The 13,020-nt window shown below is 57.7% G+C and carries 9 protein-coding genes; 8 read left to right on the forward strand and 1 reads right to left on the reverse strand.

Annotated elements, in window-relative coordinates; genetic code table 11:
* Positions 1-17: 17 nt before the first annotated feature.
* The 6 genes from OKF39_RS04910 (at position 18) to fhuB (ending at position 9,685) form a co-directional block, all read left to right on the forward strand.
* Positions 18-2,498: a fimbria/pilus outer membrane usher protein gene (locus tag OKF39_RS04910; protein WP_479983534.1), complete on the forward strand. Its 2,481-nt coding sequence runs from the start codon at positions 18-20 to the stop codon at positions 2,496-2,498.
* Positions 2,499-2,506: 8 nt separating this feature from the next.
* Positions 2,507-3,511: a fimbrial protein gene (locus tag OKF39_RS04915; protein WP_479983535.1), complete on the forward strand. Its 1,005-nt coding sequence runs from the start codon at positions 2,507-2,509 to the stop codon at positions 3,509-3,511.
* A 201-nt stretch (positions 3,512-3,712) separates the two neighbouring features.
* Entirely contained in the window at positions 3,713-5,968 is a 2,256-nt protein-coding gene (fhuA, locus tag OKF39_RS04920; RefSeq protein ID WP_045259489.1) for a ferrichrome porin FhuA, read from the forward strand.
* 50 nt (positions 5,969-6,018) lie between these two features.
* The gene (gene fhuC / locus OKF39_RS04925; protein ID WP_028015563.1) at positions 6,019-6,816 is read left to right on the forward strand and encodes a Fe3+-hydroxamate ABC transporter ATP-binding protein FhuC; all 798 of its coding nucleotides are present in this window, start codon (positions 6,019-6,021) and stop codon (positions 6,814-6,816) included.
* A complete protein-coding gene (gene fhuD, locus OKF39_RS04930; RefSeq protein WP_028015564.1) occupies positions 6,816-7,706 on the forward strand; it encodes a Fe(3+)-hydroxamate ABC transporter substrate-binding protein FhuD in 891 nt (296 codons plus the stop codon). The genes fhuC and fhuD overlap by 1 nt, the downstream gene beginning before the upstream one ends.
* Positions 7,703-9,685, forward strand: a complete 1,983-nt coding sequence (gene fhuB, locus OKF39_RS04935) for a Fe(3+)-hydroxamate ABC transporter permease FhuB (protein WP_047367358.1) — start codon at positions 7,703-7,705, stop codon at positions 9,683-9,685. Before fhuD ends, fhuB begins: the two co-directional genes overlap by 4 nt.
* A 44-nt stretch (positions 9,686-9,729) precedes the next feature.
* Here fhuB and hemL read toward each other — a convergent pair whose 3' ends face one another.
* Positions 9,730-11,010 (reverse strand): glutamate-1-semialdehyde 2,1-aminomutase, encoded by a 1,281-nt coding sequence (hemL, locus tag OKF39_RS04940; protein ID WP_041911201.1) that lies wholly within the window; start codon positions 11,008-11,010, stop codon positions 9,730-9,732.
* Between the two features lie 177 nt (positions 11,011-11,187).
* On the opposite strand from hemL, the gene clcA reads away from it, so the two are divergent.
* Together clcA and erpA are read left to right on the forward strand one after the other, a co-directional pair.
* Positions 11,188-12,579, forward strand: coding sequence for a H(+)/Cl(-) exchange transporter ClcA (gene clcA, locus OKF39_RS04945; RefSeq protein ID WP_479983536.1), 1,392 nt, complete (start codon positions 11,188-11,190; stop codon positions 12,577-12,579).
* An 88-nt stretch (positions 12,580-12,667) separates the two neighbouring features.
* Entirely contained in the window at positions 12,668-13,012 is a 345-nt protein-coding gene (gene erpA, locus OKF39_RS04950) for an iron-sulfur cluster insertion protein ErpA (RefSeq protein ID WP_008501923.1), read from the forward strand.
* Positions 13,013-13,020 lie beyond the last annotated feature (8 nt).

Consider the following 13,020-nt stretch of genomic DNA (forward strand, 5'->3'; position numbering starts at 1 on the left):
CATCATGTTGGTATTTTATGTCGTCATCTCTGCTTCACAAACAGGTACTGTACGGGATCGCGCTGACGCTGCTCGCCGCGATCCAGCCTGCAAGTGCTGATGACGAATTTAACCTGCGGATCCTTGAGCTGGATACGCCCCTCGAAAATACCTCTACATTAAAAAACTTCATTAACGATAACGGGCTACTTGCCGGAAGCTACCTTACGACTGTTATGTGGGATCGGGATGTAGTGGATAAACGTCCCATCGCTTTCGTGCTGTCTGACGATAAACAGCGCCTGCTGCCGGAGCTGACGAAAGCGGATCTGCGCGATTACGGCGTGAAAGTCGACACGATCCCGGACTTAAAAGATCTGGATGACGGCGCTTATGTCCGCGATATCTCCCATTTCATTGAAAATGCCCGTTACGAATACAATCAGGATGATCAGACCCTGAAGCTGGTCATCCCGCAGGCGTATCGCGACCATGCTGCCGCTGGCGCGATACATCCAAAATTCTGGGATGACGGCGCGCCTGCCGCCTGGACAAGCTATCAACTCAGCGGTTCTCAGCAGCACTACAGTTCGGGCAAAACCTCTTCGACCTGGCTTGGCCTGGAGTCGGGGATTAACCTTGGGGCGTGGCGGCTGCGGAATAACAGCACCTGGAGCGACGCTTCCGGCTGGGAGGGCATTGCCAGCACGTTACAACGCGACATCAAAACGCTGAAAAGTCAGCTTGAGATTGGTCAGACATATACCAATGGTGAACTTTTTGACAGCGTCCAGATGACCGGCGTGAAGCTGGAAACGGATACTTCTATGCTGCCTGTTAGTCAGCAGGGCTTTGCGCCCGTCGTGCGCGGTATTGCCAATAGCGATGCGAAAGTCACTATCAAGCAAAACGGCTACACCATCTATCAGACAAACGTCTCACCGGGGCCGTTCGAGATCCGCGATTTAAGTCAGGTAACATCCGGAGCCGATCTGGAAGTGACCGTCGAAGAGGCGGACGGCAGCGAGCATAGCTTCATCCAGGCCAGCGCGTCGGTGCCGGTGTTACAGCGGGAAGGCGGCTTTAAGTATTCGCTGGCCGCAGGGCGCTATCGCGGTAATGAAGGTGAAGACGAACCCACCTTTGCGCAAGGCACGGCCATCTATGGTCTGCCTTACGGCGTCACGGCGTATACCGGCGCGCTGGGTTCATCACTGTATCACGCGCTGCTGCTGGGGCTCGGTGCCGATCTGGGGCATTTCGGCTCCGCCTCTGTCGACCTCACGGCCGCGCGTACCGCGTTTGATGACGGGCGTGACGATGCCAGCGGTTTATCCTGGCGGGCGCAGTATTCAAAAGATATTCCCGATACGGATACCACCATCACGCTTGCCAGCTATCGCTACTCCACATCGGGGTTCTATACCTTTCAGGAAGCTATCGATCAGCGTGACAGCGAAATCGATGACGGCATTTATACCTACCGCAGAACTAATAACCGCCGTAGCCGCATGCAGCTCAACCTTTCCCAGCGGGTTTCTGACTGGGGCTCGGCCTATCTCAACGGCTATCAGCAGGACTACTGGGATATGGACGGCCATGAGCGTAGCGTCAGCGCGGGGTTCAGCTCCAGCTGGCGCGACATCACCTGGTCGATAAGTTACAACCTGACCCGCACGCCAGATGCCGATACCGACCGGCAAATGGCGTTGACGGTCAACATTCCGTTATCAAAGTGGCTGCCGAATTCCTGGGCAACCTACAGTGCCAATACCTCCAGTGGCGGATTTGTCTCGCATCAGGTTGGGCTTGGCGGTACCGCGCTGGAGGACAATAAGCTGAGCTACAACCTCCAGCAGACCTATGCCAACCAGGATACGGGTTACGGCGGCAGCCTGTCCGGGCGTTATCGCGGGGCTTCCGGTGAGGTAGGGATGGGGTACAGCTACGGTGGTAACAATCGGCAGTGGAACTACAGCGCTCAGGGGTCAATCGTTGCTCACGAGCATGGCGTGACGCTGGGTCAACCCGTACGCGACGCCTTCGCCATTGTGCACATTAAAGATGGTGATAACGTCAAAGTGCAAAACGGGCGCGGCATCACGACGGACCGTTTTGGTAACGCGATTGTTCCTTCTCTGACGGCCTATCGGCACAACGTCATCACCGTGAATACGCAGGATCGAGAAGATATTGATATCGACGCGGCAACGCTGGATCTCGTGCCGACGAAAGGGGCGGCAGTGCCGGCCACGTTCGACGCGCGCGTGGGACGACGCGCGCTGGTGACCTTGCTTTACGCGGGTAAGCCCGTGCCGTTTGGTGCCCTGGTGGCGCTGGACAACACCACGGCCATCGTGGGTGATGACGGGGAGGTTTACCTGACAGGGCTGTCCGGCAAAACAACGTTTAGCGTGCAGTGGGGAGAAGAGCGCGATCGGCAGTGTCACGGGACGCTGGATCTTCCCTCGCACAGCCCGGCAGGGATCGTAAAAACCACGGTCAACTGCCTTAACTGAGGTATTTCATGAATCTACGTCGTATCGTTAACACATACCTGCCACCGGTACTGCTTGTGCTGGCGGGGGCATTTTGCCATTCAGCCCGGGCAGATTGTACCTTCAACGGCAGCGCTGACGCGGATGCCGTGGTGACGTTTCAGCTTCCCCCGGTCATTATTGTCGCCCCCGACACGCCCGTCGGCACCGTGCTTTATGACGCCAGCGTCGAGAGTAAAGCGGTGACGGTGGATTGTAGCGGTGACGCGCAAATTCGACGCGGGTATTTGTACCTCACGGATGCGGATGCGCGCGAAGGTGTGATGAGCGGGGTTTATCAGACCAACGTGCCGGGTATTGGCATCCGTGCGGCGTCATCGACCGAACGGCTTCCCGGTTACACTGAACAGGATTTAGTCCGGCCCATGCAATTTCTGGGATCGATCCACGGCTCTTCGACAAGTACATCTGTATTTCGCGCCGCTGCCCAGCTGGTCGTCACGGGCGCTATCCAGGAGGGTGATCTTGATACCTCACGGTTAACCTCAATGGATATCATGGGCAACGCGCCGATCGGTGAAATGCGCTTCTCTCCCACCACTATTCGCATCACCACAAACACCTGTAACCTGGTCAATCGCAACATCTATGTGCCGCTGAAAACGGTCAATACCCAGGACTTTAGCGGCCAATACTCTGACATCCTCACGGACGGCAGCTTTAAGATTGAGATCACCGACTGCGCGGCAGGCACAAAGGTGGATTATCAGTTTACCAGCGCGGGATCAACGGGCGTCACGAACGGCAATATTTTGGGGATCGCCTCCGGAGATTCCGCCGCTGAAGGCGTCGGCATTCAGATCCTTGACCAGAATGATACTGTACTGCAGTTCGATCGGAACTATACGGCGATAACCGGCACGCAGGACAACGTTCCTGTCGAGATCCCACTCAAGGCTCGCTACGTCAGGACGGGGGAGATAAAAGCCGGCAAAGTCGATTCTGTCGCGACGTTCGAGCTCTTTTACCGTTGATTCATCCTGCCCGCTCTGGCGGGCTAAGGATCATTTCACTAACTTCGTTAACCCTCTCTTTTCATCTGGTTAATTCTTAAACCCTTAAATCTTGTAGGGCCGCTTACTGCTTGCTATGCAACCAGCGTTTCGCATATTATTCTGCGGTCATAATAATAATTCTCGTTTACGTTATCATTCACTTTTCCATCAGAGATAAACATGGCGCTTTCCAATACTGCTCAGCCAATTAACACGTCGCTGCGTAAAGTCGCGGTTGTCGTAGCCACAGCGGTTGCTGGCATGTCTGCATTTGCTCACGCTGCCGAAACCCCGAAAAAAGAAGATACTATTACCGTTACCGCTGCACCTGCTGCACAGGAAAGTGCCTGGGGACCTGCTGCGACTATCGCCGCCCGCCAATCTGCGACCGGTACCAAAACAGACACCCCAATTCAAAAGGTTCCACAGTCTATTTCTGTGGTGACGGCCGAAGAGATGGCGCTGCACCAGCCGCGTTCGGTTAAAGAAGCCCTGAGCTATACCCCGGGCGTTGCAGTAGGCACCCGTGGTGCTTCCAATACTTACGACTACCTGGTTATTCGCGGTTTCGCGGCCGATGGCCAGAGCCAAAACAACTACCTCGACGGCATGAAAATGCAGGGGAACTTCTACAACGACGCGGTAATTGACCCGTACATGCTGGAGCGCGCCGAAATCATGCGCGGTCCGGTTTCCGTTCTGTACGGTAAAAGCAGCCCAGGCGGCCTGCTGAACATGGTAAGTAAGCGCCCAACAACCGAGCCGCTGAAAGAGATCCAGTTTAAAGTGGGTACCGACAGCCTGTTCCAGACAGGCTTTGACTTCAGCGATGCGATCGACGATGACGGTGTCTATTCATACCGCCTGACGGGCGTTGCGCGCTCGAACAATTCGCAGCAGGAAGATAAGGGCGAGCAGCGTTATGCCATCGCGCCATCCTTCTCCTGGCGTCCGGATGACAAAACCACCTTCACGTTCCTCTCCTACTTCCAGAACGAGCCTGAAACGGGCTACTACGGCTGGCTGCCAAAAGAGGGGACGGTTGACCCGCTGCCAAACGGCGATCGTCTGCCGACTAACTTCAATGAAGGCGCGAAGAACAACACCTATTCCCGTAACCAGAAAATGGTGGGATACAGCTTCGACCACGAATTCAACGATACTTTCACCGTGCGTCAGAATCTGCGCTTTGCCGAGAACAAAACCTCGCAAAACAGCGTTTACGGCTACGGCATGTGTTCCGATCCGCTCTATTCGAGTAATCCGGCATCCAGCCCTTGCGCGAGCATTCCTCAGTCACAATGGGGGCATACGCTGACTCGCCAGTATGTGATCGATGACGAGAAGCTGCAAAACTTCACCGTTGATACGCAGCTTCAGAGCAAGTTCGCGACGGGGGCTCTCGACCATACTCTGTTGACAGGCGTTGATTTCATGCGCATGCGTAATGACATTAACTCCTGGTTCGGCTACGCCGGCTCCGTTGCGCCATCCGATATTTACGATCTCGATCGTGGCGATTTCGATTTCGGTTCACACCCTGGACCATCTGGTGCTTACCAGGTGCTGAACAAGCAGAAGCAGACCGGCGTTTACGCTCAGGATCAGATCGAATGGGATAAAGTGCTGGTGACACTGGGCGGCCGTTACGATTGGGCCGATCAGGAGTCCTACAACCGCGTATTAAATACCACCGCCAAGCGTGATGATACTCAGTTCACCTGGCGTGGCGGCGTTAACTACCTGTTCGACAACGGGGTAACTCCTTATTTCAGCTACAGCGAATCCTTTGAACCGGCTTCCCTGACCGACGCTCAAGGTAAACCATTCTCACCGTCTAAAGGCAAACAGTACGAAGCGGGCGTGAAATACGTGCCTAACGATCGTCCGATCGTGATCACCGGTGCAGTGTATCAGCTGACCAAAACCAACAACCTGATGGCTGACCCAACTGGCTCACCCTTCTCCGTTGAAGGCGGCGAGATCCGCGCCCGTGGCGTAGAGCTGGAAGCGAAAGCGGCGCTCTCTGCCAGCGTGAACGTTGTCGGTTCTTATACCTATACCGATGCGGAATACACCACCGACACCAACTACAAAGGCAACACGCCGGCGCAGGTACCAAAACATATGGCATCCCTGTGGGGTGATTACACGATGTTTGACGGCCCACTGTCTGGCCTGACGCTGGGTACCGGTGTGCGTTATACCGGCTCCAGCAAAGGTGACCCGGCGAATAGCTTCACTGTTGGAAGCTATACACTGGTTGATGCACTGGTCAGATACGATCTGGCGCGTGTAGGCATGGCCGGATCAAACGTCGCGCTTCACGTGAACAACCTGTTCGATCGTGAGTACGTTGCCAGCTGCTTCAACACCTACGGTTGCTTCTGGGGTGCTGAACGCCAGGTTGTCGCCACCGCGACCTTCCGCTTCTAACCTCTTTATGGGCACGGTTCGCCGTGCCCTTTTTATTTAAGTTGGCTGACATGCAGGATAATAAAACGCAATCCGACACCACCTTTACGCTCAATAATCTCTCCTTTCGCGTACCCGGGCGCACCCTGTTGCATCCGCTCTCTCTGACGTTCCCTGCCGGTAAAGTGACGGGCCTGATTGGCCACAACGGTTCCGGTAAATCCACGCTGCTCAAGATGCTGGGACGCCACCAGCCACCTTCTGAAGGGGATATTCTGCTGGACGATCGGCCGCTGGAGGGCTGGAGCAGTAAAGCCTTTGCCCGCAAGGTGGCCTACTTGCCGCAGCAGCTGCCGCAGGCGGAAGGGATGACGGTGCGTGAGCTGGTAGCGATTGGCCGCTATCCGTGGCACGGGGCGCTTGGCCGCTTCGGCGTCGCCGACCGGGAGAAAGTAGAAGAGGCGATTGCGCTGGTAGGGCTAAAACCGCTGGCGCATCGCCTGGTGGATAGTCTGTCCGGCGGTGAACGTCAGCGGGCGTGGATTGCGATGCTGGTGGCGCAGGACAGCCGCTGCCTGCTGCTGGATGAACCGACCTCTGCGCTGGATATCGCCCATCAGGTCGACGTGCTGGCGCTGGTGCATCGCTTAAGCCAGCAGCGCGGCCTGACGGTGATCGCTGTCCTGCACGATATCAACATGGCGGCACGCTACTGTGACTACCTCGTCGCGCTGCGCGGCGGTGAAATGATCGCTCAGGGCACGCCGTCTGAGCTGATGCGCAGCGAAACGCTGGAACATATTTACGGTATTCCGATGGGTATTTTGCCTCACCCTGCCGGGGCTGCTCCCGTGAGCTTTGTCTACTGATGCTGGATTCAACATACATTAGCCGCCGTCGCCTGCTGACGGCCATGGCGCTCTCGCCGCTGCTGTTGAAGATGGCCCCGGCCCGCGCCGCCGCTATCGATCCGCACCGCATCGTGGCGCTGGAGTGGTTACCCGTCGAGCTGATGATGGCCCTGGGTATCACGCCCTACGGCGTGGCCGACATTCCCAACTACACCCTGTGGGTGAATGAGCCAAAACTGCCGGACTCGGTCATCGACATCGGTCTGCGCACGGAGCCAAACCTTGAGCTTCTCACGCAGATGAAACCGTCTTATTTATTCTGGTCTGCGGGGTATGGCCCGTCGGAAGAGATCATGGCGAAGATTGCGCCGGGACGAGGCTTTTCCTTTAGCGACGGTAAAAAGCCGCTGACCATGGCAAAAAATTCCATCCATGAGATGGCCCAGTTCCTCAACCGGGAAGCGGAAGCAAAACAGCATCTCGATGAGTTTGACGCGCTGATTGAGTCTCTTAAGCCGCGCTTTGCCCGCCGTGGCGATCGGCCTTTGCTGATGGTGACGCTGCTGGATGCCCGCCATATGCTGGTCTTTGGAAAGAACTGCCTGTTCCAGGAAGTGCTCGACAACTTCGGCATTCGCAACGCCTGGGAAGGCGAGATGACTTTCTGGGGAAGCACCGCCGTGGGCATCGACCGCCTGGCGGCGTTTCGCGACGTCGACGTGCTGTGCTTTGACCACGGCAACGAGCGTGAAATGCAAACCCTGATGGCGACCCCGCTCTGGCAGGCGATGCCGTTCGTGCGCGAGCAGCGCTTCCTGCGCGCCCCTGCGGTATGGTTTTACGGCGCGACGCTGTCGGCAATGCACTTTGCCCGCGTGCTGGACAACGTGATGGGGGGCAAAGCATGAGTACGCGTATTGCCCGTTTCCCGGCGCTGCTGCTGGGGCTGATTTTTCTGGCGGCGCTGGCGCTAACCGGGTTCAACCTCTCCACGGCACTGCCGCGCGAGCAGTGGGCGGCCGCGTTTGCCGCTCCGGATATCGACAATATTCAGCAGATGTTGTTCCACTACAGCCTGCTGCCGCGTCTTAGTATCTCCCTGCTGGTCGGGGCGGGGCTGGGACTGGTGGGCGTGCTGTTCCAGCAGGTGCTACGTAACCCGCTGGCGGAGCCAACCACGCTGGGCGTGGCGACGGGGGCACAGCTGGGGATCACCATCACCACCCTCTGGACGCTGCCGGGGGCATTAACCTCTCAGTTTGCCGCGCTGGCAGGCGCCTGCGTCGTGGGCGCGCTGGTCTTTGGCGTGGCCTGGGGAAAACGTCTCTCGCCGGTCACGCTGATCCTCGCCGGGCTGGTCGTCAGCCTCTACTGCGGTGCGATCAACCAGCTGCTGGTGCTGTTTCACCACGATCAGCTGCAAAGCATGTTTATGTGGAGCACCGGCACGCTCACCCAGACCGACTGGAGTATCGTCCAGCGCCTGTGGCCACAATTGTTTGGCGGCGTGGTGCTCACGCTGCTGCTGCTGCGCCCGCTGACGCTGATGGGGCTGGATGATGGCGTGGCGCGCAACCTGGGGCTGGCGCTGTCGCTGGCTCGTCTGGCGGCGCTCACGCTGGCGATTGTGTTAAGCGCTCTGCTGGTTAACGCGGTTGGCATCATCGGGTTTATCGGCCTCTTTGCGCCGCTGCTGGCGAAAATGCTCGGGGCGCGTCGCCTTCTGGCACGTCTGCTGCTGGCGCCGCTGATCGGGGCGTTGATCCTCTGGCTTTCCGATCAGATCATTCTCTGGCTGGCGCGCGTCTGGATGGAAGTGTCTACCGGGTCGGCAACGGCGCTTATTGGGGCGCCGCTGCTGCTGTGGCTGCTCCCGCGTCTGCGCAGCATTAGCGCCCCAGCGATGGACGCGGGCGATAAGGTCTACGCTGAACGTCAGTCGGTGCTGTGGTTCAGCCTTGCTGGTCTGGCGGTGTTGCTTATCGCCTCGTTTGCCGCCCTCGCGTTTGGGCGCGATGCCGCAGGCTGGCACTGGGCAACGGGTGACTTACTCAACGAACTGCTGCAGTGGCGCTGGCCGCGTATTCTCTCCGCGCTGATTGCCGGGGTGATGCTGGCGGTGGCGGGCTGTATTATTCAGCGTCTGACCGGCAACCCGATGGCAAGCCCTGAAGTGCTGGGGATCAGCTCCGGCGCGGCCTTTGGCGTGGTGCTGATGCTCTTCCTGGTGCCGGGCAATGCGTTTGGCTGGCTGATGCCTGCCGGGAGTATCGGTGCGGCGGCCACGCTGATGATTATTCTGGTTGCCTCTGGCCGCGGCGGATTTTCTCCGCACCGCATGCTGCTGGCCGGTATGGCGCTCAGCACCGCCTTTACTATGCTGCTGATGATGCTGCAGGCGAGCGGCGATCCGCGCATGGCGAAGATCCTGACCTGGATTTCCGGCTCAACGTACAACGCCACCGCCAGCCAGGTTGCCTGGTCCGGAAGCGTTATGATAGTGCTGCTGGCGATGGTACCGCTGTGCCGTCGCTGGATGACCATTCTGCCGCTGGGGGGCGAAACCGCGCGTGCGGTTGGCTTAGCGCTGACGCCAACGCGCGTCGCGCTTCTTCTGCTGGCGGCGTGTCTGACGGCAACCGCCACCATGACCATCGGTCCACTAAGCTTTGTAGGGTTGATGGCGCCGCATATCGCCAGAATGATGGGTTTCCGACGGACGATGCCACATATTGTGATGTCGGCCCTGACGGGCGGGGTCATTCTGGTGTTTGCCGACTGGTGTGGAAGGATGGTGCTGTTCCCGTATCAGATCCCGGCAGGACTGCTGTCGACCTTTATCGGCGCGCCGTATTTTATTTATCTGTTGAGAAAGCAGAGCCGGTAATAAAAATAAACGGCAATCCTTAGATTGCCGTTTTAGAAATGCCCTTAGAGCTTCGCAAACACCTTACGCGCCGCGTCGATGGTGTTATTAATATCTTCTTCGCTGTGCGCCACGGACATAAAGCCCGCTTCGAACGCGGACGGTGCCAGGTACACGCCTTCTTCCAGCATCAGGTGGAAGAACCGCTTGAAGCGCTCAACGTCGCACTTCACCACGTCCTGATAGCGGGTCACGGTTTTCGCATCGGTGAAGAAAATCCCGAACATGCCGCCCACGTGGTTAACAACCAGCGGAATTCCCGCTTCTTCTGCGGCTTCCAGCAGACCGTTTGCCAGCTGCGTGGTACGGTCCGTCAGGGTTTCATGAATACCCGGCTGCGCCACTTCGGTCAGACAGGCGAAGCCTGCAGCCATGGCAATTGGGTTACCGGAGAGAGTGCCCGCCTGGTAAACCGGGCCGGTTGGTGCCAGGGCTTCCATCACGTCCTTACGACCGCCGAAAGCACCGACCGGCATGCCGCCGCCGATGATTTTGCCGAGGCAGGTCAGGTCCGGCTCAACCTCATAATAAGACTGGGCGCCCGCCAGTGCCACGCGGAAGCCGGTCATCACTTCATCGATGATCAGCAGCGCGCCGAACTCATCGCACAGAGCGCGCAGGCCCGGCAGGAAGTCAGGCTGCGGCGGGATGCAGTTCATATTGCCCGCAACCGGTTCAACGATAATGCAGGCGATCTCCTGCGGATACTGCTCGAACGCCGCGCGAACGGTGTTCAGATCGTTGTAGGTGCAGGTCAGGGTGTGCTTCGCGAAATCAGCAGGTACACCAGGCGAGTTTGGCTGGCCGAGGGTCAGCGCGCCGGAGCCCGCTTTCACCAGCAGGCAGTCTGCATGGCCGTGGTAGCAGCCTTCGAATTTGATGATTTTGTCGCGACCGGTAAAGCCGCGCGCCAGACGGATGGCGCTCATGGTGGCTTCGGTACCGGAGTTCACCATACGCACCATGTCCATGGTCGGCACCAGTTCGGTAACCAGCTCCGCCATTTTCACTTCCATCTCGGTCGGCGCACCGAAGCTCAGGCCGCGCTGCGCGGCTTCGATGACCGCGTTACGAATGGCGGGATGGTTATGTCCGAGAACCATCGGCCCCCAGGAACCGACGTAATCGATATAGGCTTTGCCATCGACATCATACAGATACGCGCCGTCAGCACGTTCAATAAACAGCGGCGTGCCGCCCACGCCGGTAAAGGCGCGTACTGGCGAGTTCACGCCACCGGGGATTAGCTCGCGGGCTGCACTGTAGAGGTTTTCAGACTTGCTCATGGCGTCGTTCCTGGTTCGTATAAAATGATTAAGCACACTATTCTAAGTGATCCGCAGAAGGTTATGAAATTTTTAGCCTGTTAATGCTTTAAGATTTGTTAAGTATTTTTCAGGCGTCGCAGGGAAGGTCTCTGGTAAAATCTTCGCGGCTTTTTGTATGACGAATAAGAACAGGACATGAAATCAGATTCCCCGTCTTTTGAAGAACAACAGTTTACGCGCGCCCAGCACCGAATCAGCATTCGGCGGCTGCTCAATCGCGATAAAACGCCGCTGGCGATCCTGCTGGCCGCTGCCGTGGTGGGTACCCTTGCAGGGCTGGTTGGCGTGGCGTTTGAAAAAGCGGTTAACGCCGTACTCAACTGGCGAGTGGGTACCGTAGCCGGTTTTGCCGATCGTGAATGGCTGGTCTGGGTAGCGGCATTCGGCCTGTCTGCGCTGTTTGCCATGGTGGGGTATTTTCTGGTGCGTAAATTCGCCCCGGAGGCGGGCGGGTCTGGCATCCCGGAAATTGAAGGCGCGCTGGAGGAGCTGCGCCCGGTGCGCTGGTGGCGGGTGATCCCGGTTAAGTTTATTGGCGGCATGGGGACGCTGGGCGCAGGGATGGTGCTCGGCCGGGAAGGGCCAACGGTGCAGCTGGGGGGGAACGTCGGCCGCATGGTGGGCGATCTGTTCCGCATGCGCAGCGCCGAGGCGCGCCATACGCTGCTGGCCACCGGTGCAGCGGCGGGGCTTTCTGCGGCGTTTAACGCGCCGCTGGCCGGTATTTTGTTCATCATCGAAGAGATGCGCGCGCAGTTCCGCTACAACCTGATCTCCATTAAAGCGGTGTTTACCGGCGTCATTATGTCGAGCATCGTCTTTCGCATCTTTAATGGCGAAGGGGCGGTGATTGAAGTCGGTAAACTGACCAACGCACCGGTTAACACCCTGTGGCTATACCTCATCCTCGGCATGATTTTTGGTGTGGTGGGCCCGCTGTTTAACACCTTTATCTTACGCGCTCAGGATATGTTCCAGCGCGTTCACGGCGGCAATACCACGAAATGGGTGCTGATGGGCGGCCTGCTGGGCGGCATTTGTGGCGTGCTCGGCTTTATCGAACCGAATGCCGCGGGCGGCGGTTTCGGGCTGATTCCCATTGCCGCAGCCGGGAATTTCAGCGTGGATTTGCTGCTGTTTATGTTTTTCTCAAGGGTCATTACGACGGTACTGTGCTTCTCCTCCGGCGCGCCCGGCGGGATTTTTGCCCCGATGCTGGCGTTGGGAACGCTGCTCGGCACCGCGTTTGGTATGGCGGCTGAGGCTGGTTTCCCCGCTTACCACCTTGACGCCGGCACCTTTGCAGTGGCCGGGATGGGGGCGCTGCTGGCCGCGTCTCTGCGCGCGCCGTTAACCGGCATCGTGCTGGTGCTGGAGATGACGGATAATTACCAGCTCATTTTGCCAATGATCATTACCTGTCTCGGCGCGACACTATTAGCCCAATTCCTGGGTGGAAAACCGCTATACTCCACCATCCTCGCGCGTACCCTGGCAAAACAAGAGGCGGAGCGGGCCGCCACGTAGAATACTTGAATGAATTACCAGGGTATTAGATAATGACGAAAAGAATTGGGTGAATTTTACCCAATAGCAGTATTCATGGGAGCATAAGATGAGTGATGACGTAGCTGTGCCGCTGGAGTTTACCGAAGCAGCAGCCAACAAAGTGAAAACCCTGATTGCCGACGAAGACAATCCGGATCTGAAACTGCGTGTCTATATTACCGGTGGTGGCTGCAGCGGCTTCCAGTACGGTTTTACCTTTGACGATCAGGTGAACGACGGCGATATGACCATCGAGAAGCAAGGCGTCGCGCTGGTAGTTGACCCGATGAGCCTGCAGTATCTGGTGGGCGGTTCGGTGGATTACACCGAAGGTCTGGAAGGTTCGCGTTTTGTGGTGACCAACCCGAACGCAACAAGCACCTGCGGGTGTGGTTCTTCATTCAGCATTTAATCCTGAAT

This window comes from Enterobacter cloacae complex sp. HYC042_NIDB (assembly GCF_056673315.1).